Origin of the sequence: Desulfomarina profundi, assembly GCF_019703855.1 — a bacterium.
Taxonomy (GTDB): Bacteria; Desulfobacterota; Desulfobulbia; order Desulfobulbales; family Desulfocapsaceae; genus Desulfomarina; species Desulfomarina profundi.
This window is the reverse complement of sequence record NZ_AP024086.1, coordinates 1,906,348-1,931,008: the sequence shown is the minus strand read 5'-3', so window position 1 is coordinate 1,931,008 and position 24,661 is coordinate 1,906,348. Positions and strand designations below refer to the sequence as shown.

General features: G+C 45.0%; 20 protein-coding genes and 2 pseudogenes. 17 read left to right on the top strand and 5 right to left on the bottom strand.

The window, feature by feature from the left end; translation table 11 throughout:
• Positions 1-152 precede the first annotated feature (152 nt).
• The 12 genes and pseudogenes from LO777_RS08965 (at position 153) to LO777_RS08910 (ending at position 13,984) form a co-directional block, all read left to right on the top strand.
• Entirely contained in the window at positions 153-1,715 is a 1,563-nt protein-coding gene (locus LO777_RS08965) for an acetyl-CoA decarbonylase/synthase complex subunit delta (RefSeq protein WP_228857151.1), read from the top strand.
• Positions 1,716-1,800: 85 nt separating this feature from the next.
• Positions 1,801-3,831 (top strand): anaerobic carbon-monoxide dehydrogenase catalytic subunit, encoded by a 2,031-nt coding sequence (gene cooS / locus LO777_RS08960; RefSeq protein ID WP_228857150.1) that lies wholly within the window; start codon positions 1,801-1,803, stop codon positions 3,829-3,831.
• Positions 3,832-3,878: 47 nt separating this feature from the next.
• Positions 3,879-6,091, top strand: a pseudogene (gene acsB, locus LO777_RS08955) (acetyl-CoA decarbonylase/synthase complex subunit alpha/beta).
• Positions 6,092-6,169: 78 nt separating this feature from the next.
• Positions 6,170-7,510, top strand: coding sequence for an acetyl-CoA decarbonylase/synthase complex subunit gamma (gene acsC, locus LO777_RS08950; RefSeq protein WP_228857149.1), 1,341 nt, complete (start codon positions 6,170-6,172; stop codon positions 7,508-7,510).
• Between the two features lie 128 nt (positions 7,511-7,638).
• Positions 7,639-8,529, top strand: a complete 891-nt coding sequence (locus LO777_RS08945) for a dihydropteroate synthase (RefSeq protein ID WP_228857148.1) — start codon at positions 7,639-7,641, stop codon at positions 8,527-8,529.
• 175 nt (positions 8,530-8,704) lie between these two features.
• Positions 8,705-8,998 (top strand): hypothetical protein, encoded by a 294-nt coding sequence (locus tag LO777_RS08940; RefSeq protein WP_228857147.1) that lies wholly within the window; start codon positions 8,705-8,707, stop codon positions 8,996-8,998.
• A 125-nt stretch (positions 8,999-9,123) separates the two neighbouring features.
• Positions 9,124-9,909 (top strand): ATP-binding protein, encoded by a 786-nt coding sequence (locus tag LO777_RS08935; protein WP_228857146.1) that lies wholly within the window; start codon positions 9,124-9,126, stop codon positions 9,907-9,909.
• A gap of 370 nt (positions 9,910-10,279) precedes the next feature.
• Positions 10,280-12,244: an anaerobic carbon-monoxide dehydrogenase catalytic subunit gene (cooS, locus tag LO777_RS08930; protein WP_228857145.1), complete on the top strand. Its 1,965-nt coding sequence runs from the start codon at positions 10,280-10,282 to the stop codon at positions 12,242-12,244.
• A gap of 143 nt (positions 12,245-12,387) precedes the next feature.
• Positions 12,388-12,807, top strand: coding sequence for a hypothetical protein (locus LO777_RS08925; protein ID WP_228857144.1), 420 nt, complete (start codon positions 12,388-12,390; stop codon positions 12,805-12,807).
• Between the two features lie 9 nt (positions 12,808-12,816).
• The gene (locus tag LO777_RS08920; protein ID WP_228857143.1) at positions 12,817-12,978 is read left to right on the top strand and encodes a hypothetical protein; all 162 of its coding nucleotides are present in this window, start codon (positions 12,817-12,819) and stop codon (positions 12,976-12,978) included.
• A 22-nt stretch (positions 12,979-13,000) separates the two neighbouring features.
• Positions 13,001-13,600 carry a DUF3786 domain-containing protein gene (locus LO777_RS08915; RefSeq protein ID WP_228857142.1) on the top strand — a complete coding sequence of 200 codons (600 nt, stop codon included), beginning with the start codon at positions 13,001-13,003 and terminating at the stop codon, positions 13,598-13,600.
• 213 nt (positions 13,601-13,813) lie between these two features.
• Positions 13,814-13,984: an anaerobic ribonucleoside-triphosphate reductase gene (locus tag LO777_RS08910; RefSeq protein WP_228857141.1), complete on the top strand. Its 171-nt coding sequence runs from the start codon at positions 13,814-13,816 to the stop codon at positions 13,982-13,984.
• Between the two features lie 138 nt (positions 13,985-14,122).
• On the opposite strand, the gene LO777_RS08905 is transcribed toward LO777_RS08910, so the two are convergent.
• Both LO777_RS08905 and LO777_RS08900 read right to left on the bottom strand, forming a co-directional pair.
• Positions 14,123-14,707, bottom strand: coding sequence for a 5-formyltetrahydrofolate cyclo-ligase (locus LO777_RS08905; protein ID WP_228857140.1), 585 nt, complete (start codon positions 14,705-14,707; stop codon positions 14,123-14,125).
• A gap of 31 nt (positions 14,708-14,738) precedes the next feature.
• Entirely contained in the window at positions 14,739-16,007 is a 1,269-nt protein-coding gene (locus LO777_RS08900; protein ID WP_228857139.1) for a radical SAM protein, read from the bottom strand.
• Positions 16,008-16,400: 393 nt separating this feature from the next.
• On the opposite strand from LO777_RS08900, the gene LO777_RS08895 reads away from it, so the two are divergent.
• The 5 genes and pseudogenes from LO777_RS08895 (at position 16,401) to dfsP (ending at position 22,666) form a co-directional block, all read left to right on the top strand.
• The gene (locus tag LO777_RS08895; protein ID WP_228857138.1) at positions 16,401-16,856 is read left to right on the top strand and encodes an NADH-quinone oxidoreductase subunit NuoE family protein; all 456 of its coding nucleotides are present in this window, start codon (positions 16,401-16,403) and stop codon (positions 16,854-16,856) included.
• Between the two features lie 3 nt (positions 16,857-16,859).
• A pseudogene (gene nuoF / locus LO777_RS21015) lies at positions 16,860-18,639 on the top strand (NADH-quinone oxidoreductase subunit NuoF).
• 5 nt (positions 18,640-18,644) lie between these two features.
• Positions 18,645-21,329, top strand: a complete 2,685-nt coding sequence (gene fdhF, locus LO777_RS08875; RefSeq protein WP_228857134.1) for a formate dehydrogenase subunit alpha — start codon at positions 18,645-18,647, stop codon at positions 21,327-21,329.
• Positions 21,330-21,546: 217 nt separating this feature from the next.
• A complete protein-coding gene (locus tag LO777_RS08870; protein WP_228857133.1) occupies positions 21,547-21,933 on the top strand; it encodes a hypothetical protein in 387 nt (128 codons plus the stop codon).
• Between the two features lie 85 nt (positions 21,934-22,018).
• Positions 22,019-22,666, top strand: a complete 648-nt coding sequence (gene dfsP / locus LO777_RS08865) for a DUF166 family (seleno)protein DfsP (protein WP_267461767.1) — start codon at positions 22,019-22,021, stop codon at positions 22,664-22,666.
• Positions 22,667-22,875: 209 nt separating this feature from the next.
• On the opposite strand, the gene rbr is transcribed toward dfsP, so the two are convergent.
• From rbr to LO777_RS08850, 3 genes are all read right to left on the bottom strand, one after another.
• Positions 22,876-23,451 carry a rubrerythrin gene (gene rbr / locus LO777_RS08860; RefSeq protein ID WP_228857132.1) on the bottom strand — a complete coding sequence of 192 codons (576 nt, stop codon included), beginning with the start codon at positions 23,449-23,451 and terminating at the stop codon, positions 22,876-22,878.
• A gap of 15 nt (positions 23,452-23,466) precedes the next feature.
• The gene (locus LO777_RS08855) at positions 23,467-23,658 is read right to left on the bottom strand and encodes a ferredoxin (protein WP_228857131.1); all 192 of its coding nucleotides are present in this window, start codon (positions 23,656-23,658) and stop codon (positions 23,467-23,469) included.
• Between the two features lie 82 nt (positions 23,659-23,740).
• Positions 23,741-24,619 carry a DUF2279 domain-containing protein gene (locus tag LO777_RS08850; protein ID WP_228857130.1) on the bottom strand — a complete coding sequence of 293 codons (879 nt, stop codon included), beginning with the start codon at positions 24,617-24,619 and terminating at the stop codon, positions 23,741-23,743.
• Positions 24,620-24,661 lie beyond the last annotated feature (42 nt).

Genomic DNA, 24,661 nt, shown 5'->3' with positions numbered 1-24,661 from the left:
CCGGCATCAGTAACAGGCCGGCTTAAAATAGATATAAAAATAATTTGATTTTGTACCTCTTGTTCTTTGGTCAAGTTTGAAAAGGGGAGATCGATTTCGTAGTCTGAAATCAGTCTTCTGGAGAAAAAATACTCACCAGTAAGGAGGCAAAAGTGGGATTTGAAATCAAGAAGGAATCCTATACCGGCGGCATAAAGGAAATTACCATAGGTAAGGGAGATTCTGCCATTACCGTAGGCGGTGAGACATGTTACCCTTTTTATACCTTTGAAGGGGATATGCCGAATAAGCCCATTGTCGCAATGGAAATATGGGATATGGAACCGGAGGATTGGCCGGAACCTGTTATGGCCCATTTTAAAGATGTAATGTCCGATCCGGCAGCATGGGCGAAAAAATGTGTCGAAGAATTTGGAGCAGATGCGATCGTCGTTCAGTTGAAAAGCATTGATCCGAACGACAAGGATGCAAGCCCTGAGTCTGCAGCTGAAACTGTTGAAAAGGTTCTTGATGCCGTAAGCGTCCCTGTTATTGTCTGGGGGTGTGCCAACCCTGAAAAAGATGAGCAGGTTCTTAAGGTAGTAGCGGAGAAGTGTCAGGACCGAAACCTGGTTCTTGGACCGGTTGAAGAGAAAAATTACAAAGGAATCGGGGCTGCAGCCATGGGATATGGCCATACCCTTATTTCTTCTTCTCCAATTGATGTCAATCTGGCAAAACAGGTTAATATTCTGCTCGAAAACCTTGGTATGCCGATGGATCGAATTCTTGTGGATCCGACAACTGGTGGACTTGGGTATGGTATGGAATATACCTATTCCGTTATGGAAAGACTTGCCATGGCATCCCTGCTTCAGGGGGATGACAAACTGCAGTTTCCCATGATCAATAACCTCGGTAACGAGGTATGGAAGTGCAAGGAAGCCAAACAGACGGTTGAGGAAGCTCCGGTTCTCGGAGATCCTGAAAGACGCGGTATTTTGATGGAGGCGGTCGGTGCTGTTTCTTATCTTATGAGTGGCTCCAATATCATGATCATGAGGCATCCGGAAGCAATTCGTCTGGTCAAGGCGTTTATTGATGGTGTTTCTGATGGTACTTCTGTTGAAGAGGTAGAGGGAATTAAAAAGGTTCTTGGTGACGTGGAAGTAGATTTCGCTGCCCTTGCCCCTGAGCTTGATCTGACTATCAAGGAAGAGGAGAAAAAAGCTGCTCCTGCTAAAAAAGCAGCTCCCGCAAAGGACGCGGCACCGAAGAAGAAAAAAGCTGCGAAACCTGCCGCTAAAGCTGCTGCGGCTCCGAAAGCTGCAGTAAAAGAAGAAAAGAAAGCCGAACCGGAAGTAGATCCTGAAGTTAAGGCCAAGGCAGAAGCAGAGGCCAGTGCCAAGGCGGAAGCGGAAGCTAAAGCTAAGGCAGAGGCTGATGCAAAGGCAAAAGAAGAGGCAAAAGTAAAAGCAGAAGCGGAGGCAAAAGCTAAAGCGGAAGCAGAAGCCAAGGCCAAGGCTGAGGCTGAAGAGGCTGCCCGCAAAGCTGAAGTGGCAGAGCGTGAGGCTGCTGAAAGAGCCCTGAAAGAAAAACGTGCCAAAGAACATAAATCAGATGTTGCTCTGATGTCTGAAGATGGCGAAGACATACCTGTTACTGCTGCAGCAGTTCAGAAAGATCAGCTGGAAAAAATGATGGAAATGCTGAATCGAATGCATAAAAGAATTTAAAAGATATCAATTTATCACGTACGGAGGTGTAGTTATTAGCGTAACTAATTGATAGTCTAAAATAAATCCATGAGGAGGACCTCAAATGGCAGAAGCAACAAAAGCAAAAGCAGTAAAAGCCCCTAAAGTCGCTGATCCAATGGAAGCGACTATGGAGCCGGCAACTCAGGATATGCTGCGCAGGGCGCAGAAACTGGGTATCGATACAGTATTTGATCGTGCTGTAACCATGAAACCCTGTGCAATCGGTATGCAGGGTATCTGTTGTAAAAACTGTGCTATGGGACCCTGCCGACTTCCCTTGCCGAAAGGCGGGATTGATGGAGAAGATACAAGAAAAGGTCTTTGTGGTGCTACCGCAAACACCATTTGTGCAAGAAACTTTGTGAGAATGATTGCCGGTGGTGCTGCGGCGCATTCTGATCATGGCCGTGGGGTTGCAGAAACCTTCCTGTCTGCCGCCAGAAAAAGTGCCAAAGATTATTCCGTGAAGGATCCGGCAAGACTCATTCAGATCGCACCATATTTTGGTGTTGCGACAACTGTTGAAGAAGATGGTGTGACCAAGGATCGTGATATAGATGAAATTGCTCTTGCCGTTGCAGAAAAAGCTGTTCGTGAGTGGGGAAAACCGGAACTGACTGCCAGCTATATTAAAAGAGCTCCGAAACCGTTGCAGGAAAAATGGGAAAAGGAAGGAGTTGTGCCCAGAAACGTGGATCGGGAAATTGTTGAATGTATGCACAGGACCCTTATGGGAGTTGATCAGGATTATAAGAACCTGATGAAGCAAGGTGTCCGGGCTTCTCTTGCTGACGGATGGTGTGGTTCCATGATAGGAACAGATTTGCAGGATGTTATGTTCGGCAGCCCATCACCATTACAGGCTGAAGCAAACCTGGGGGTAATGAAAGAAGATCATGTCAATTTGATCGTTCATGGACATGAACCGCTGCTTTCAGAGATTATTATCGCGGTTGCCCAATCTCAGGAAATGGTTGACTACGCGAAAAGCAAAGGGGCTAAAGGTATACAGCTTGCAGGAATCTGCTGTACCGCCAACGAGATGCTGCAACGGCATGGCGTACCACCGGCAGGAAATTTCCTGCAGCAGGAATTCGCTATTATTACGGGTGCCTGTGATGCAATGGTTGTGGACGTGCAGTGTATCATGCAGAATCTGGCAAATGTGGCAAAATGTTTCCATACTAAACTGATTACCACTCATCCCATCGCAAAAATCGAGCAGGATAATGTGATTCATATTGAATTTGATGAGCATTACGCCATGGAAGATGCCAAGCGAATCGTCAAGATAGCCATTGATAACTTTGAAAATCGTGGTGCAGACGTGATGATTCCCAAGCAGAGATCAATTCAGGTCGCCGGTTTTGGTGTGGAATCCATTCAATATCACCTGGGCGGAAGTTTCCGCGGAAGTTATTACACCCTGAACGATAATATCATTAACGGTCGTATTCGTGGTGTTGCTGGTGTTGTTGGTTGTAATAATGCCAGGACCAAACATAATGAAGAACACATTGTCCTGATCAAAGAACTGCTCAAAAACGATGTTCTCGTGCTGGTTACCGGATGTAGTGCTATAGCTGCCGGTGTACATGGTCTTCTCACTCCCGAATCTGCCGCAGTGTACTGTGGCCCTGGACTCGCTGAAGTTTGCGAAACTGTAGGTATACCGCCGGTTCTGCATCTAGGATCCTGTGTAGATAACAGTCGTATTCTGCTGGCGGCAACTGAGATGGTGAAAGCAGGTGGTCTCGGTGATGATATCTGTGACTTACCTGCAGCAGGAAGTGCACCTGAGTGGATGAGTGAAAAAGCTATCGCGATTGGTCAGTATTTTGTTGCTTCCGGTGTATATACTGTATTCGGTTATCATATGCCTCTTGAAGGTGCTCCGGTATTTAAGGATTATCTCTATAAAGAGATGGAAGAAATCTACGGTGGTAAGTGGGATTGTGAGCCTGATCCTATCAAACATGCTCATAAGATGATTGCTCATATCGATAAGAAACGTAAGGAGCTCGGTATTGACAAGGCCCGTGAGAGGGTGTTGATGGATATGGCCGACAGACAGGCCCTCGGAATAGAATAACCCTGCGATATTACGTTATTATAAATCCTTAAATGAAGGAGTAAAGCATGTCAAGATTAGTAGCATTTGCGGCTATACAGGGTGGATATAAAGTTGTGGCGGAAGTAGAAGGGGAACTTGAAAAAGCCCTTCAGTCCTATGATGCCAGCACAAAAATAGGTTTTCCCAATACGGCGTATTATCTGCCGGTTATTTATTCCCTGACCGGAATAAAATGTGAAACACTTGAGGATCTGAAAAAGCCGATGGAATTCGCCCGCGGTTTACTTCCGCCTCATATTAAAGGTAAAAATCATTTACCCTATCTCGGACCTCTTCTGGATGCAGGTATGGCTGGAATATTTGCCTATGAGGTAAAAGAGGCTCTGCGAATTCTTGAAGAACCTGATTTTTATATTCCAACGGAAGATCCTGATATTGAAGCGGGCAAGATGTGGGTTGGACCTGCAGATGATACCATCCTGAGGAAGCGTGGTGTTGAATTTGTTGACGGATCTGCTCCCGGATTTGCGGCAGTTGTAGGTGCGGCACCGGATGCGGAAACTGCGAAATTGATTGTTGAAGATTATCAGAAGAAGAGTCTTTATATCTTCTGTGCAGCACATCATAATGGTAAAACCATTATTGAACAGTGTCTTGAGGCCGGTATGCAGGTTGGTTGGAACACTCGTATCGTCCCCTTTGGTCCTGATATCTCTTCAGCAGTATTTGCTCTTGGTTTTGCCAACAGGGCAGCCATGGCCTTTGGTGGTGTTGAGCCCGGAGATTATCGCAGGATGCTGATGTATAATAAAAACCGTATCTTTGCTTTCGTCAATGCACTTGGTGATGTCGGTACCGAGTGGGCTGTTGCGGCTGCCGGTTGTGTTAACTGGGGCTTCCCGACACTGGCTGATACGGACATTCCTGAAATACTGCCTACAGGTATCTGTACCTATGAGCATGTTGTTGCAAATGTTCCTCACGATGAAATCTGTCAGAAATCGGTTGAGGTTCGTGGCCTGAAAATCAATATTACCGAGATTGATATTCCACTTGCCTTCGGTCCTGCTTTTGAGGGTGAGCGTGTACGTGGCGGTGATCTTTTCGGTCAGATGGGTGGCGGCAAGACCCAGTGTACCGAGTTGGTGAAAATGGCTGAAATGAATGATATCGAAGATGGTAAGGTTGAAGTCATTGGCCCTGATATCGGCGATATGAAAGAAGGTGACGTTTTGCCTCTTGGTATTCTTGTCCAGATTGCCGGACGCGAATTCCAGGAAGATTTCGAACCTATCATGGAGCGTCAGATTCATCATCTGATCAACTACATCCAGGGAATTATGCATATTGGTCAGCGTGATATTTCCTGGGTACGTATCAGTAAAGCGGCTGTGGAAAAGGGTTTTACCCTGAAGGATATCGGAGTTGTTCTTCACGCAAAATTTCATCAGGATTTCCAGAAAATTGTCGATAAGGTTCAGGTCACTCTTTATACCAAGCAGGAAGATGTTGATAAAATTACTGCCCAGGCAAGAGAAGAGTATAAGACTCGGGATGCCCGTGTTGATACCATGACTGATGAAGATGTGGATACCTTCTACTCCTGCAGTCTCTGTCAGTCTTTTGCTCCCAGTCATGTCTGTACTGTCAGCCCAGAAAGAACAGGTCTGTGTGGGGCCTATAACTGGATGGACTGCAAAGCGGCATTTGAAATCAACCCGACAGGACCGAATCAGCCGATTCAGAAAGGAAAGGTTCTTGACCCGAAACTTGGTCGGTTCGAAGGCGTGGATGAGTTTATCAAGGTTGCCTCCAAAGGTGCCATAGAAACCTATAATTTCTATTCAATGGTTCATGCACCCATGACGACCTGTGGCTGCTGTGAGTGTATTGCTGCCATGTTGCCCGCCTGTAACGGTATCATGACTGTTGGTCGCGATTATACAGGTGATACTCCATGTGGAATGAAATTCACCACACTTGCCGGTGTGATGGGTGGCGGGGCTGCTTCGCCTGGATTTGTTGGTCACTCCAAGTTCAATATTACCCAGAAGAAGTTCATTCTTGGTGATGGCGGTCTGCTTCGTTTGGTCTGGATGCCGAAAATCGTCAAGGACGAGATTCGTGAAAGACTGAACGCCAGGGGGCTGAAATGGGCGTTGAGAACTTCGCTGACATGATCGCTGATGAAACAGTAGGTGTGACTGAAGAGGAGATTCTGCCCTGGCTCGAAGAAAAGGGTCATCCTGCACTGAGCATGGATCCTCTTATTGGCTAAATTGACGCAATGACGATGCACATGCTGTCTGGTATGTGCATCGTCAGGCTCTGAAATAGAAACAAGGAGACAACACAAATGGCGTTAACAGGAATTCAAATATTCAAACTCCTGCCTAAAACGAATTGTAAAGAGTGTGGGGTTCCGACCTGCCTTGCTTTTGCAATGAATCTTGCATCCGGTAAGGCGGAACTTGACTCTTGTCCCTATGTGTCGGATGAAGCGCGTGAACAGCTGGCAGAGGCTTCTGCGCCTCCGATTCGTCCGGTAGCAATTGGAAAAGGCGTACGGGAGGCGAAAACAGGTGGGGAGACGGTTCTTCACAGGCATGAGAAAACGTTTTACAATCCCACCATGTTCGCGGGGATTATCACTTCCGACACACCGGTAGAGGAAGTTGAAGCAAAACTGAAGGTATGGAATGCCCTGCAATACGAAAGAGTCGGGTTCAACCTGCGTCCCGAGCTGGCTGCTCTGAAGGATGTTAATGGTGATGCTGATGCATTTGCGGCGCTGGCAAAACTTATTGCGGAAACATCTGAGTTCAACTTGGTACTGATGAGTGAAGATGAAGCAGTCATCAGTGGAGCTGTAGCTGTTGCCGGGTTTAAACGGCCACTGATTTATGCGGCAACGGAAAGTAATGTTGATGCATTTGGAAAAATAGCTCTGGATAATGAATTACCATTGGCGGTCAAGGCCGATTCCATTGATGGCGTTATTGCTCTCACTGAAAAACTGACCGAAATGGGATTGAAGGATCTTGTAATAGACAGTGGTTCAAGAGATCTTAAGCAGGCACTGGAAGATCAGGTTGCCATAAGACGTGCTGCTTTGAAAGACGGGAACAAAGCTCTTGGCTTTCCGACCATTGTGTTCCCGTGTGAGATGGCGTCCAATCTGGATATGGAAGCACTTATCGCCGGAATGTTTGTAGCCAAGTATGGTGGAATTGTAGTTCTTTCCGATCTGACTACCGAGGTTATGTTTCCGCTTCTGCTTGAAAGATTGAATATTTTCACTGATCCCCAGAGGCCAATGACCGTTACAGAAGGAATTTTCGAAATCGGCAACCCCGATGAGAACTCTCCTGTTCTGGTTACTACAAACTTCGCACTTACTTATTTCATCGTTTCCGGTGAGATTGAGGGAAGCAAGGTCCCCGCCTGGTTGCTGATTAAGGACTCAGAAGGTCTGTCAGTATTGACAGCATGGGCTGCCGGTAAATTTGGTGGCGATGATGTCGGCATGTTTGTTAAAAAATGCGGTATCATGGACAAGGTGAAACATACTGAACTGATTATTCCGGGTTATGCGGCTGCAATTGCAGGTGATGTTGAAGAAGAGCTGCCTGGATGGACGATTACGGTTGGGCCAAGAGAGTCTGCCCATCTTGCAGGATTCCTCAAAGCACGGTAAAAGTCGTTCTCTCGGATATCCGGGAAACAGATATTGCCTTCCTGGTCGAAGACGGGTATGTTTTGGGCCAGGAAGAGGAGTTTTGGTAGGTAAGTTTTTTAATTTACAGGAATGAAAGGAGAAAAAATATGATTCTTTTCGGCGAAAGCCTGAATGTAATCTCCACGGTTATCGGTAAAGCGTACAAAGAGCGTGACCCGAAACCGATCCAGGAGGAATGCCTTGAGCAGGTCAAGCTTGGTATGGATTATATCGATATTAATCTTGGTCCAGCCAAAAAAGATGGCAAGGAACTGATGCCGTGGGTTTGCCAGGTTGTGCAGGAAGTTGTACCTGATGTTCCCCTGCTTCTTGATACCTCCAATATTGAGGCTATTGAAGAAGGTTTGAAAGTACTGAAGCCTGCCAGTAAACCCCATATAGTAAACTCCATCATGGCACGTCCCGAAAGGTATGAGGTCATGTTGCCCATGGCTGCAAAATATGAAGCTGATATTGTCGCCCTGATGTGGGGACCAGATGGTCTGCCACGGGATGAGAACGAAAGAGCAGCTCTTTGCGTGGAGCTGGTTTATGCCGCAAACGAGGCTGGTATCCCCAATGAGAAAATATGGGTTGACGGTATCGTAACTCCTGTAAATATTCAGCAGGCTCAATGTATGGCACTGTTGACATTTCAGATGATGCTTGAGGATATTGCTCCCGGTGCAATGAGTACCTGTGGTCTTTCCAATATATCCAACGGTCCTCCGGTTCATCTGCGTCCTATAATCAATACCACTTACATGATTATGCTCGGACGCTATGGCATGAAATCAGTTATCTCCGATCCTCTTGATACTAATCTTACGGATGTCGCAAAAGGCAGACGTCAGGATATAGTAGATGTAGTTTATCAGGCAATGGATGGCGAGGCGCCGGATCCGTCCAGTCTGTCAAAAGAACTGGGTGACTATGTGAAAACAGTTAAAGTTATTACCGGTGAAACTCTGTTTTCAGATTCTTATCTCGAAGTGTAAGATTTTATCTGGAAGTCAAAGAGCCTCATTCCGTCAGGAATGGGGCTTTTTTTTATTGTGATCATGGTTATTAGTTTGCTCTGAGGATGTTATATTTCGGGTGATCTTGAAGAGGGTGTAGATATCGTAAGCCCGAGATGTTTTTTGTAATTTTTCACTGATGGTGAGATCAAATATGAATCAAAGCAAGAATAAGAAAGGGTGGGTGTATACCTTTGTATGTAACCCGGGAGCTGATGAGAGTTTTTTGGGTTTTTACAGTGAAAGCAATAAGTTAAACTTTATTCCAGCCTTTCATACAAAGGAGGAGGCCAACGACTGCTTTCTGTCGCTCCCAAGAGAGAAAGGGAAAAAATATGAACTGCAGGCTGTTCATATAGAGGAACTCACAAAAGATGCCGAGGAGAATGGATATACTGTAGTTATGGTAGATGGCGACGGGAAAATCATTGAGAGTTCAATAGAATAATAAAACAGCTTCTTGATTTGATCAAAAGGCTCGGCCATAACAAAGAAATGAAAATCTGACTGCGGCAGAACAACCTTTGGTCGCGGAATTTTCAGATAAACAACTGATTGGTACGGGAGGAAAAATTGAGTCTGAAAATAGCAATAGGCGGTAAAGGCGGTGTGGGAAAAACGACTGTAACTTCTCTTCTTGCACGATGTCTTGCAGCCGGAAAAAAGAACAAGGTCATCGCCATTGATGCTGACCCGGTCGCGAATCTTGCAGCCGGACTTGGAATTGCAGAAGATGATCCCATTACACCTATCGCTGAATTAAAAGATCTTATTGCTGAAAGAACAGGTGCAGAGCCTGGTACAATGGGTGGTTTTTTTACTCTTAATCCCAAAGTTGATGATATTCCAGAGCGTTTTTCCAGGGAAAAGGACGGAGTAAAGCTTTTGGTTATGGGAACTGTCCAGAAAGGAGGATCAGGCTGTATCTGTCCGGAATCGACTATACTCAAGGCGCTGATGAATCATCTGGTTCTTTACCGCGATGATATTGTAATTATGGATATGGAAGCGGGAGTGGAACATCTTGGTCGTGCCACCTCATCTTCGGTTGATGCTTTGATTATTGTGGTTAACCCAGGGGCACGTTCGAGAGTAGCTGCTGAAAGAATTAGAAAACTTGGCACGGATATTGGCATTAAAAATATTGTTGTTCTTGGGAACAGAGTCAGAAATGAAGATGATGAAAAACTTATTCAAGAGTCATTACCTGATTTTGAAATTTTGGGCTTTGTCTCTGAACATGAAGAAATTGTAAAATCCGATAGAATCGGGACGCGTCCCTTCCAAAATGCAGATGAAATCCCGGAAGAAATTTTTAAGATTGCTGCCAGACTTGAGGAAATGAATCAACAAAAATAATCATCTTTTTCAAGATCTGTCCCTTGTCTTTAACCGCCGGTTCTCCGGCGGTTTTTTTCTCGTTTTTTTAACCTACCATGGCAGTTTCTATCCCCCCATTTCTCATCAATTCAGGTAGTGTCAGGTCCAAGATTTTTTTCAGTAAACAACATGTATCATGTCTTTACTGAAAAAATGGCACTTCCTGCATTGATGCAAAGCTCTTGACAATACCACAATGTGGTACAATAATTATTAAGGGAAAATTACCAGGGGGCCAATTTGCCTATTCAGAGCAAATTGCATCTCCTGAATAGTCCATCCATGCCAATGTGTTATTCAGTCTACTGGTAAATGGACAATCAGGATTCACCTTCTCAAGAGGGGAGCTATGGCTGCAAAACCGATAAAATTATTGAATGTTGAGGACCTGACTATCTGTGAAACAACTGCCGAAATGATAACCAAGGCAAGGGCAGATGGTGTTGAACTGTTTTTTGACAGGGCTACGGCGATAAAACCCTGTCCGATCGGGGAGCAATCGGCATGTTGTAAGCATTGTTCCATGGGGCCATGTCGAATGAACACCAAGAGTCCGTATGACAGGGTTGGAGTTTGCGGGGCCACCATTGATACGATTGTTGCCAGAAATTTTGGGAGAATGGTGGCAGCCGGAACGGCTGCCCATACAGATCATGGAATGGCCATGCTTGAATTGTTCAGGGATGTGATAAATGGAAAGGTGAAGGATTTTTCTATCAAAGATCCATTGAAACTATTTGAAATAGCAGAGTCGCTCGATATTGTCACTGAAGGCAGAGAATTAAAGGATGTTGCCCTGGATCTGTACAGGGAGCTTGAAAGGACATATGTGCAGGTGGAAGGTGAACTTCCCATGATGAAGCGTGTTCCTGAAAAAACTCTTGAATTGTGGAGAAAGGCAGGAATAGTACCCAGGGGCGCAATGCGGGAAATCATGGAGATGATGCATCGTACTGCCATGGGAGTAGATCAGGATTATGAAAATATAATGCTGCAGATTTCAAGAACCGCTCTTGCTGATGGCTGGGGAGGCTCCATGGTTTCAACGGATATCTCAGATATCCTTTTTGGAACTCCTGCACCGCTGGAAATTGAAATCGATATGGGAGTATTGAAAAAGGATAAGGTCAATATCATTGTTCATGGTCATGAGCCGATTCTTCTGGAGGCAATGCTGCTTTCCGCTGCTGACCCGGAAATAAAGGAAATGGCAAAGGATGCGGGTGCAAAGGGGATTAATCTTGTTGGAATGTGTTGTTCCGGGCTGGATGTCATGTCCCGACATGGCCTGCCGCATGCCGGGAATTTTTCCAGTACAGAAGCGGTTCTGGTGACTGGTGCCATTGATGCTATGACCGTTGATATTCAATGTATCAAACAGGATCTCAAGAGAGTTGCCGATTTTTATGATACCCCGTTTATTACAACAAATTACAGGGCAAAAATCGAAGGAGCTCTTCACATTCCGTTGGATGAACAAAACCCTCTGGTCTGTACTGATGAAATAATTCTAAAAGCTATTGCCAGGTTTCAAACGCGAAAAAAACCCATTCAGATTCCTAGAAAGAAAACCACTGGTGTGCACGGCTTCTCCTATGAATATATTAATTACATGCTGGGTGGTTCTTTCAGGGGCGGCTATACTCCCCTTAACGAAAACATCATTAATGGCAGAATTCGTGGTGTTGCAGGGGTTGTGGGGTGTACCAATCCCAGATCAAAACATGATTACTCCCATGTGGAACTGGTGAAGGAACTGATAAAAAATGATGTTCTGGTTCTGCAGACCGGCTGTTCACAGATGGCACTGGCCAAGGCGGGCCTGACAGGGCCGGACGCAGCCGCCCTTGCAGGAGACGGGTTGGCAGAAGTATGCGAAACCGTTGGGATGCCACCGGTTCTTGGTCTGGGTGCATGTGTAGATAACAGCAGAATACTTATTGCCGCCTCGGAAATGGTAAAAACCGGAGGTCTGGGAGAGAGCCTTGCAGACCTTCCCGCAGCTGGATGTGCGCCTGAGTGGATGAGTGAAAAAGCGATAGCAATTGGTCATTATTTTGTCGCATCAGGTATTTATGTTGTTTTCGGGCACACCTTGCCGGTGACCGGCGGGACTCGTTTTGAAAAGCTTCTCTTTGAAGGGCTTGAGGACCTCGGTTTTGGTAAATGGGCCGTGGCCGATGATCCGTTGGAAATGGCCAGGTTGATGATTGCTCATATAGATAAAAAACGCAGTCAGCTCGGAATCGACAAGGGGCGTGAACGTGTTCTGACGGATATGACTGACCGAAGAAGTCTCGATTTGACTGCATGATCAAGCTGTTACCGGGAAAATTCATAGGCAGGCTTGAAAAATGTGCTGCAGTCCCTACATTTTGGTGATATGGATTCCTATCTGGAAGGGCATCAGGTTTTTTAAGAAGATGTCCTTCCATATATTTGAAGGGAGTTTTGAGAATGATCCTTTTTAATGGAAGGTACAGTTGGGACGGCACTAAGAAAACTGAGCGGGAGCCCATTACCTGGTATCCTGGAGCATACGATCTGAAGATAATTGACAGAACCGGTGAAGGAGGTGAAATCTCGCACCTGAAACCTTATATCTGTATCTATACAGGCACGGGAGAAGGGCAATCCATCTCGGATAATCCGGAAAAATTTGTTAAACAGATCTGTTATGATTTTTCCCTGCCCTTGGAAAAAGTTCTCTGGGTTGAGGATTTGGCTACCGGAAAAGACAGGTATCTGGTAGTTTCTTTTGAAGAGCGCGGTAGAATGGGAGACAGGGTTTTTTACAATGTGGAGAAAAGAAAGCCGTTTTCCGGTGAGATGCGAATGTTGTTGAAGGAATTGTCACAATTTGAAGAAACAGTGTAAAAAAAACCGATGAGCGATAAGGAAGAAATCAGAAAAAGACTCGCTGAACTGGAAAAAGAAATAGCGGAAACAAAAAAACGTCTACCGGCCCATTCAGTAAAACCGCCAGTCATGATGGATTTGCTTGCTCTTGAAGATGAACGGGACGAATTGCTGGCCAAACTGCGGTAACCTGATTAAAATAAAAACTATTATGAAACTGTCACCTGTCTTTGCAGAGACGTGTCATCATTATATTGAGATGATAGGTCAAATCGATTTTCTGCAGAAAGCTGATGCCCTGGGGGTCGAAAAAAAAGGAAATGCCCTTCTGGTTCCACTCTATGATACCAATTATCTGGTTTCGGCTGAAGGATTGGAGTCTGAAAATGGTGGGGAAATAACTCCGGCAGTCCAGGTTATGGTTTGCAAATATGTCCTCACTTACTCGCCTGACAGTCCTCCTGTGGAAGATCGATTTGTAACTTACAGGGAGTTTAAGGATTCCGGCCCCCTGATTTCATATTTTACTTCCAATACCAATAAGACTCTTGAATCAACTTTTTCAGGAAAATTGCAGCTGCTGCAAAAAAAAGCAGAAGCAATTGGAGGGGAAGTCCTGACTTCAAAGACGTACGATCTCTCTTTAAGATTTTTTGCTTTTCCCAGAATACCGGTTATTATAAACTTTAATGACAGGGATGATCTTTTCCCTGCCCAGAGTTCTATTCTTTACCGGTCAACAGCTGTCCGTTACCTTGACATGGAATGTCTGGCAATGACGGGGACGCTGCTGACAGGTAAGTTGATTTAGTCGGAATTTCTCATAAATATCCTGTCAATTGTAAAGAACAGGTTGTCAACTGAGAAGATCAGGCAAACTCATCCTGGTGAAAATTATACACAATGTTCACCGGAAGCCAGTTAGTGTTTGTCCAGAAATGAGATTTTTTGCAGCGACTCAGAAATCGGGCAAAAAGGTCATTTATGGACAGACCCCAGTTAAAAAACAGAAAGGAGAACAACTATGACGGATCAACATTGTCCTGGATTTGAAAGTAATAAAACTTTGAGTGAAGTTACTCTGAAATGTCCGGAATGTGATAAGAAGTGGGAAATTTTTTCCGATGAAGCAGAAAAAGCTGCTAAATGCCCTTCATGTGGTGCTTCAGTTGATCCCAAAACGGCAGCTGTATAAAAGTAACGCGACGGTGACGTAATTAAAAGATGCCCCGGCAAAATTTTTCTGAATACGTATGAAACTCAGTTTGACACATCTCAATCTTGGCTGAGTTTCATGGGTAATCAGGAATTTCTGCATCGGGGCATCTGTTTTTCAAATTTTCCGCCCTGCAATTATTCTTTTTTCCGTAATGATGAGGTCCAGCAGTTCATCATGGGGTTGCAGGGGTGCTCTTTCAACAATCTGCAGCTCGAATGCCAGTCCGACTCTCAGGCTTTTTGGGATTGCTGATACGAACCTGTCGTAAAAACCCCCTCCATATCCGAATCTTCCACCCCGTTCATCAAAGACGGAACCGGGGAGAATGATAACTTCAATTTCTGATGGATCGACCTTGTTTGTCCGGCATAGTGATTCCGGCGGCTCCGGGATATCACAATAGCCGGGGACAAGGTCCTCTTCCAAGTTTTTGATACGAATGGCATCAAGACGTTTTGTTTCTGTTCTGGTGATGGGAACCGTAACGTTTTTTCCAGCCTTGAGAAGGTCATTGATCAGGTCAAAGGTTGCTACTTCACTGCGAAAGCTCACGTATACAAAAAACGTGTTTTTTGACATGATCATTTTGTTATTTAATACTGTTTGTCTTATAGTGTCACTTTTTTGCAGGAGTTCTTCCCTGGGAAGATTGTTTCGGGTTGTAAGAATGTTTTTGCGAAGTTGTGATGGGTCTGTCATTGGAACCTCCTGTGAATGGGGAAAAATTGTTTTACAGTCGCTGGATAATATAGAGATAGGTAGGTAGTCTACTCAGTGTTTTCAGCCTGTTGAAGGCAAAAAGATGTTTTCTGGCCGGGCTGTCAAATTTCAGAGGGGAGAGATAAATTGATCCTTTTGGTTTGACATGTTTCTGGCTGTCACGGATAAGTTCCAGCATACTTATATAGTGGTTTTCCGGTAGATTTTCATCAAAAATGAAATTGGCGGTGATTTCCAGGCTGGAAAAGTGTTCGTTGATGTCCTGGATCAGGTGGAAAGCCTCCTTAACCTGTCTGGCCTTGAGAGGTTTGCCGATACGCTCAAGTGTTTCCTGGTCGCAGGATTCCAATCCGATGTTGATATATTTTTTTCCTGGAAGTATGTCAAGTTTCTGGAAATCGGATTCTGAACAGTTTTGCAGAGATGTCACCGACCCAAAGAGAAAAATGCAGGTTTCATTTATGTATGAGTCGGCAAAATGAAATATTTCATATGCTTTTTGAATTGACCTGCGGAGTAATACCGGACTGGTCTGCAGACCATCATGCTCCCCTAGAAAAAGAGCATTGTAATTTTTAATATTCAGGCCATAAAATTTCTTCAACCGCATCAGTTGAGTATCTATACGCTTCTCTGATTGTTCTGTGAAAGGGGTGTTGTTTTTCACCTTACAAAAACGGCATTTGTAGAGGCACCCTCTGGAGATGGTGAGAGGAATCAAGTTGTAGTCAACATGTCTTGCATCGGGTGGTAGAACACTGATTCTGTTTCCGATGATAGAAAAAAGATGCGATGCTTTTTCTGCTAGTATTTCTGGACTGTTGGAGATGGTCTGTTGAAAAAACATCTCAATTTCTTCAGGACAATTGTCAAGATTTCTATACGTTTTTACAAGCATCTCATGCCAGTGATTCACAAGGTATTTTACCTCTTTTCTGGCAAAAGGTCTGCCCCCGAGAAGGTTGTTGGTGGGATACTGCAGGTTGGGGAGATAATATTCTCCCGTTGCCTCAAACACTCCTGTATATCCGCCGGTTGAATAGTAGACCCAGTCGTTGCCGTCCGTTCTTTTCAACCACTCATGGGGATGTACCCAGTCTCTGCTTTTCAGGCGGGCACGGATGATTTCTCCATTGAGGTTAAAATGGAAAATGAATTCTTCTGTTTCCAGTTCCGTAAACAAGCCGCAATGGACGGGAAAACTTATCTTTGTATAAACAGGTGATCCGGGTTTGTTGCAGGTTATCCGGCAGTTGTTCAGGGTATAAATTGAATCCATCGAAAAAAACATGTTGATAAGAAATGAAAAAACCGTTGTCGGCACTGTAAACAAAAACGATTTTTTTTTCAGATTTATTCAATGCCAGGTGGCAGAAAGAGTCGAATTTCTGAGAACAGTCATTCTTGTCTACATCGTGGCATATAATTTGGACTGATTTCTCCTTTTTTCATGTTTTTAAGTTGATTTACATGCAAAAGATATTGGAAACAGGGTGTCTATTGGAGTATACTGTCTATTTTTGAACAGACAAAACAGGCACATCTTAAGACTACAGGTACACGGGTTATACTATGATATAGAAGGCAGAAATTTTGGCGCTCCCGCATTTAAATAATTTTTAAGTGGGGAGTGAATACTCATCTTTTACGGGGTACGTGTATGGATAAGCAGATGACGGAGACACTTGAAGCGATATACGAAAAGTGTGTCGCCAACGAGGACAATATTATCACTGTTCTGCAGGAAATACAGAACGAGTTCGGCTATGTTCAGGAGGAGGTGGTCAACTGGTTTGCCGAGCGATCCAATATTCCTGCCTCGCAGTATTACGGAGTAATCACCTTTTATTCCCAGTTTCATCAGAATCCCAGGGGGAAAAATATTGTCACTGTTTGTTGTGGGACAGTGTGTCATGTAAAAGGAGCACCACGGATAATAGCCAAGGCACGGGATGATCTCAAATTGAAAGACGGTCAGGATACAACAAAGGATATGCAGTTTACCATGGAAAGGGTAAATTGTGTGGGAGCCTGCAGTATTGCCCCGGTAGTCCTGGTGAATGACAAGGTGTTTGGTAAGGTTACTCCAAGCAAAATCGTGAAAAGCCTCAAACAGTATAAGGAATAGACCATGAACAGCGAAATTACTGTCAATGTGTGCATGGGCACCGGCGGCATAGCAGCTGGTGGTGACATGGTGATGGAGGAGTTCAAGAAGGAGTTTGAAGCTGCCGGGATTGAGAACGCCACCATCAAGGAAAACTGTAAACTGCATAAAGTAGGGTGCCGTGGGTTCTGCGCCAGAGATGTTCTGGTGGACATTACCGTAAACGGTGAGAGTTCCACGTACGAATATATCCAGCCCAAAATGGTAAAGAGGCTGGTTGCCGAACATGTTCTGGGTTCCAAACCGGTGAAAGAATGGCTGGTTGGAGATGATTATCACACTTTCCATGATAATCAGACCAAGATTGTTCTTTCTGATCTTGGCAAGATTAATCCGGAATCTATCGACGAGTATCTTGGGACCGGGGGTACAAGGCTGCAGAGAAGGCACTGACGACCATGACTCCTGAAGAAACAATTGTAACCATCAAGGATTCAGGATTAAGAGGCCGGGGCGGTGGTGGTTTTCCAACCGGGCTTAAGTGGAGTTTTTGTGCAGCCAATGAATCCGAACAAAAATATCTGATCTGTAATGCGGATGAGGGTGATCCGGGTGCTTTTATGGATAGATCAGTGATCGAAGGAAATCCCCATGCAGTGATCGAAGGGATGATCATCAATGCCTATGCCATTGGCGCAAGTATTGGCTACGTGTATATCAGGGCTGAATACCCCCTGGCAGTTGACAGACTGCATATGGCGTTGAAACAGGCGGGGGAAAAAGGTTTTCTCGGTAAAAATCTTTTCGGTACTGATTTTAATTTCAAGATTAAGGTGAAGCTTGGTGCAGGGGCCTTCGTCTGTGGAGAAGAAACGGCATTGATTGCCTCCATTGAAGGTGAGCGCGGTATGCCTAGAGCCAAACCGCCATTTCCTGCCAATAAAGGTTTATGGGGAAAACCGACCATTATCAACAATGTGGAAACCCTGGCAAATGTCCCACAGATCATAAACAAGGGAGCTGAGTGGTTTGCTGCCATAGGTTCTGAAAAGAGCAAGGGAACCAAGGTAATTGCCCTGACAGGTAAAATCAGGAATACAGGTCTTATTGAGATTCCGATGGGCATGCCACTGAAAGATATCATTTTTAATATTGGTGGCGGTATCGAGGGAGATAAGCTCTTCAAGGCGGTGCAGACGGGTGGACCTTCAGGGGGTGTATTCCCCAGCAGCATATTGATCTCCCGGTTGATTACGAGGGACTTGCCTCAGTCGGCTCAATGATGGGATCAGGTGGAATGGTTGTTCTTGACGAAACCGACTGCATGGTCAATATCTCGAAATTTTTCCTTGAATTTACTCAGTCCGAATCCTGTGGTAAATGTGTTCCCTGCAGATTGGGGACAAAGAGACTTCTGGAGATTCTGACCAGAATAACCGAAGGAGAAGGAAAGGAGGGAGATATAGAGTTACTGCAGACACTAGCCGAGGATGTTCGTGACTCCAGCCTGTGCGGACTTGGTATGTCCGCTCCGAACCCTGTGCTGTCGACAATCAAGTATTTTCGCCATGAATACGAGGCCCATATCAAGAATAAAAAGTGTCCGGCTAAGGTGTGTAACAAGCTGCTGACCTTTTTTATTCGTGAGGATTTATGTGTTGGTTGCGGTATGTGTGCGCGGGCTTGCCCCGTTAATGCCATTTCCGGTGAGAAAAAACAGCCCCATAAAGTTGACAACGCAGCCTGTATTCAGTGCGGGTCTTGTTTTGATGCCTGCAAGTTCAGCGCAGTATTAAAGGAGTAGTGATTATGATCAATCTTACCATAGATGATAAACAGATAGAAGTGGCTGAAGGAACAACCGTTCTTGAAGCGGCCCAGCAACTTGATATTGACATTCCTACCCTCTGCCACGACTCCCGTCTGAAACCGTTTGGTGCATGTCGTCTCTGTGTAGTTGAGATAGAGGGGATGGCGAAGCCGGTAACTTCATGTACAACACCAGCAACAGAAGGGATGACGGTCAAGACCCGTACTCCCCGGTTACAGAGACTGCGGAAAACCACGGTTGAACTCCTGTTATCCGATCACCCCAATGACTGTATGGTTTGTGTGAGCGCGGGAGACTGTAAGTTGCAGGATCTGGCGTATGCCTTCGGAATCCGTAAGAACAGGTTTGCCGGAGAGATGAGGGATCATAACCGTGTTGATAAAAATCCCTTTATTTACAGGGTACAGGATAAGTGTGTCATGTGCGGTCTCTGTGTGAGGGTCTGTGAAGAAGTCCAGGGTGTTGGTGCCATCGGTTTTGCCGAAAGGGGCTTTGAGGCCACAATTACACCACCTTTTGGTCATGACCTTGATTGTGAATTCTGTGGTCAATGTGTTTCAGTCTGTCCCACGGGAGCACTTTCCGGAAAAGTGTGGATGGGGAAACCACGCCTGACTGGTGTAGAGAAAACAGATACAACCTGTACATATTGCGGTTGTGGCTGCAATATCACGCTGCACAGCCATGGGGACGAGGTTTTTAAGGTTACTTCTGACGCTGACAATCACAATCGTGGCTGGCTTTGCGTCAAAGGTCGTTTCGGTTTCGAATTCATTAACAGCAAGGATCGTCTCACTACCCCTCTTATCAGAAGGGAGAAGGGCGGCGATCTGGAACCGGCAAGCTGGGACGAAGCTCTTGATCTCGTCGCTTCCAGACTGCTGGATATTAAAAAAGAACATGGGTCTGATGCTGTAGCCGGCCTCACTTCCGCGCGATGCACCAATGAAGAGAATTATCTCTTTCAGAAAATGTTCAGGGCGGGGTTGGGAACAAATAATGTTGATCACTGTGCCCGATACTGACACAGTGCTACTGTGGCCGGTCTGGCCGCAAAATTCGGTTCTGGTGCAATGACCAATTCGGTTGCTGAAATTGCAGAAAATGATGCGATTTTTGTCATCGGTTCCAATACGACTGAAAATCATCCAATTATTGCTCTGAGAATGAAGGAGGCTGTTCGCAACGGTTCTCAGCTCATTGTAGCAGATCCAAGGAAAATCCCTCTGGTGAAACATGCTACGCTCTGGCTGCGTCATCGACCCGGAACTGATGCCGTACTGCTCAGTACCATGATGAATGTGATCCTGGCTGAAGGTCTGGAAGATAAGGATTTCATTGCCGCAAGAACAGAAGGGTACGATGAATTCGTGAAATCTCTGGAACCGTTTACTCTCGAATATGGGGCAAAAATTACAGGGGTTCCGGCAGAGGACATAAAAAAGGCAGCACAGATTTATGCGGGTGCCGGAAGTGCCGGTATTTATTACGCCATGGGTATTACCCAGCATGTTATGGGAACCAATAATGTCCTGGCCGTCGGAAATCTTGCCATGTTGACTGGTAATCTTGGCAAGAGAGCTGCCGGAGTTAACCCACTGCGTGGACAGAACAACGTTCAAGGTGCCTGTGATATGGGTGGCCTGCCCAATGTTTATCCGGGATACCAGAAGGTAGATAACCCTGAGATTCAAAAGAAATTTGAAGAAGCCTGGGGGGTTGCTCTCTCTCCGTCTCCCGGTCTTGCTGCAACAGAAATGACCGGTGCCATGATTTCGGGTGCATTGAAAGGGATGTATATTTATGGTGAAAATCCGGCCATGTCTGATCCTAATACAACCCATTCGGTCAAAGCTTTCAAGAATCTGAAATTTCTTGTTGTTCAGGATATTTTCATGACAGAGACTGCACAGCTTGCTGACGTTGTGCTGCCCGGTACATCTTTTGCCGAAAAAGATGGCACCTTTACCTGTTCTGAAAGAAGAGTGCAGCGGGTGAGAAAGGCTGTCAATTCACCTGGTGAGGCAAAAACTGATCTGGTAATAATTGACCAGGTGTATAAACGTATTGTGGGTGAGGGAAGCCTGGAAGAGGGGCCGGATCCGTCAGAAATATTTGACGAGGCAGCCGCACTCTGGCCGGCTATGGCCGGAATGAGTTATGCCCGCCTCGATAAGCAGAGTCTGCAATGGCCCTGTCCGACTGAGGATCATCCTGGTACTGAGTATCTTTTTGCAGAGAGTTTCAGCAGGGAGAACGGCAAGGCACTTTTCAGCGCTGTCCCCTTTGTTGCTTCTGATGAACTGCCGGACAAGGAATATCCTTTTGTCCTTACAACCGGGCGGGAACTCTTTCATTATCACACCGGAACCATGACCCGTCGCTCAAAAGGTCTGGATAAGGTTGCTCCGGAGCCCTTTGTTGAGGTAAATCCTGCTGATGCCGATATCCTTGGAGTGATTAATGGCGAGAAATTGACTGTAACTTCCCGTCGTGGAACCATCAGGGTTAAAGCCCGGGTTTCTAAGATTGTTCCACAGAATGTTGTTTTTATACCATTTCATTACAGGGAAGCCGCGGCCAATCTCCTGACCAGTGATGCCATGGATCCTGTCTGTAAGATTATGGAGGCCAAGGTCTGCGCAGTACAGTTGCAGAAATAGTATTGGTTTAGTGCCTTATTCCTGAATTTCTGTAATAAAAAACAAGAAACCTTTTTATTGCTTATAGTGCAGGATTTACCGGGTAATCAATATTGGTAATTGAAGAGTGAGGGAAATCGAATAAGCAGGAATTCGGTTTCCCTTTTTATTTTGGTGATTATTGTTTTGCAACGGTATATTTTGCAACAAAAAAGAAAAATAAGCAAAATGGATAACAATGGAAAAAGAAATAATTATTACCAGTGATGATCAGACTCTGATGCGCAGTGAGAGTGTTATTATAGTTCCTGAAAAAGCAGTTCAGGAGGCTGGTTATATTCAAATGTTTACTGTAAAGGACAGTGCCCATGCCAAGCATGAGTTTCATGCCATGGCCCAGATGGCTTATTTTCAGTTTCAGGATGAAGAATTGGATATAAGGGAAATTGAAGCTGCTGTTCACATTGTTCATGGGGATGAATCGTTTGAACTTGTTGATGGTATGGTAATATGTCGGGACAGGGCAGGTGAATTTCAGGTTCTGGTTCATCCGATGCAGAACAGGAAAAAACTCCTTGAGGCAGCTTACCGTTACTGTACTCGCTGGGTTCGCCTGGATATTTGATTGAATATCGGGTGCCTTGAAAAATTAGAATTTTCGATCGAGGTAGCCTCAAAGTAATCAGTTAAGATTGAATTGGGAATGAACAATGGAATCACGACAACGATTGATGATCTTTCAACAGAATGGCAGTGGTGAACAGAAAATTGCCGGGTTGAAAAAATATGGAAAAGATTTGTTTAATATTGAGATCTTTGAAATAAATGAGGAACTTCCTCCTGTAGTAGATGATACTTCCGGTTATTTGCCTGAGGATCTTTCCTGCGACCTGGTTCTCGACTTTTTGACGCACCAGGATTTATCTTACGATCTTGCCGCATTGTGCGCTGAAAAACAAATTGCTATAGTTTCTTCAGGAAAGAAGATTCCCTCCAAATGGGTTATGACACCTCCGACCTGATGTGGTCTTCCAGGGCAGGCTGCTCTTGGTAAGTATGGAGAAAAATTTGGAGCTCCTCAATTTGAAGTCGAAGTGGAGGACGGGAAAATAGCAAAAGTCAATGTATTACGGGGTGCGCCATGTGGTGCCACATGGGAAGTGGCGAAACGACTGATTGGCCATCCAGTGGAAGATGCTGCTCGAAAAATAGGGCTTGAGACACAGTTCTACTGTTCTGCTGACCCGGCGGGATGGGACCCTGTTCATGGCAAGAGTCCGGTGCATTTTGCCGGGAAAATTCATGACAGGGAATTACAAAAAGCGATAAAAAAGGTATTTTCTCTTATGGAAGAATAGCTTTTCTTGTACTACGGAATTGGCAATTTTATCGAATCTACTTCGTTATCAAGGGATTGAAGTATGTTTATACGTGTTGCGCCCTCGATACCTCGTATTTCCGGCAAGATTGCCAATTGCAGGATTCAGGTGACGTATGAAAAACGTCGGCTGAACTGACGAGAAATGCGGGGTTAAGGCCATGAACAGTGATGATTCATGGCCTTTTTTCACCAGTTTTTTATAAAAATCTCAAAAAAACCGGCAGGCTTGACACAGGCGGGACATTTATCCGGTGGCTGTTCGCCCTCATGAAGATAGCCGCAGTTCAAACATTTCCACATTACTGATTCCGGACGGATATAAGCACTGTTTGCGGCAAGGTTGTCTGCAAGTTCTCTGAACATGATCTCATGGTGTTTTTCAGCCACATTGATGGCATGAAAGGTGTCTGCAGCTCTTTTGAAACCTTCTTCCTCGGCCACAACAGCAAAGACGCCATACATTTTATCGTGAACATAGAGTTCAAGCTCGGCCGAAGAGAGAAGGTTGCTCCCTGTGTCACTGATGACTCCGGCTGGAAAAATGCCACTGATTTCCATCTCCCCACCGTTGAAAAATTTGAAAAAGCGCAAAGCGTGTTCAAATTCCTGCGCGGCAGTCTCATCAAAAATTTTAGCAATCTGAGCGTGCTGTTCTTCCCTTGCACGGATTGCAAAAAAATTGTATCTGGTGCGTGCCTGAGCTTCTGCTGAATATGAGAGCAGCAGGTTATGGGCGGTCCTGCTTTCCCGGAAGCTGACCATAAGATTCTCCCGTGGCTATTCTTCAATTATAATGGCATCGGCACCACATTCATCCGCCGCCTGTCGTACAATAGTTTCAAGATGAGCAGGAATTTCATCAAATTTCACGATAGAAAGGAGTTGGTCTTCATCATATTCAAATACTTCAGGGCAGAGTTTATTGCAGTTTCTATCACCCATGCACTGGCTGGTAATTTTAGCTTTCATTTTGTTTCTCCTTTTTGAATGTATATGATTTCTACTCTACCGCTCTATGCGGAGTTTTGTGTAAAGACAACACTGAAAACAATCAGTCGAGTTCATGTGAAGCTTTCAGTACAGTGTACGGTAGTTGCAGATATTCCAGAACCTTGCCTGTTTTCTTGAAATCGTTCTGGTAGAAAAACCTGGAAAGATTGATTGTGATGCCGCCATAGAATGCTCTGTTTTTACTGACTTCTTCTGTGTCATACCCTCTGGAGTAATATCCCGCATGCAGTTCCAGGTATTTTAAAAAGGTGTTTTCCATGACATCAAACCCATCCAGTTTCAAGGCAATGGAATAGTACTGGTTGGAATAGTCATCAAAAATATTATTAACATCCACGTTGAAATAATACTCAACTCTGAAATCAATCTTTCTATCCAGCTCAGGATAATTCTCCATCAGCATACTTGTCAGGGCGCCAAATGTGTTCATAACCATATCTTCCCAGGAAAATCCCTGGGATTCACTGGTGGCGTCACCAATTTCCATGGCTGCCTGAACAACCCATGCAGAGAGGGCACCATATGTATTTGCTTTTTGGGAGTCATATCCCCAGCTTTTGTAAAGGCCGGTGAGAGCGTCCGAAAATGTGTAGGTTGCCCAGAAATGTCCGAGTTTATCAGCACCACCATATTTTGAGTCTTTTTCAAACCAGCCTTCATCCGCCTTATGAAGTCCTGAAGAACCATAATCCCATGTTGCCAGCCCCCATATCCCGATAATTGCTGCTGAAGCTGTTGTTGTATAAAACATTTTTTCTTCTTTGGGCAGATCGCTCCACCAGCCTCCTTCAGACAGGACGTCACCGGTGGCGGAAGAAGCAGCAGGAGTATTCTGGATGGCTAGAGAATTTAAGGGAGTCGCTGCGATCAAAACGAAAAAGGTGAGTATTGTCAGGTATGCGGTTTTTCTATTGTTCATTTTTTCTCATAAGGTAGATAGTTGTATTTCCGGTAATGGTTG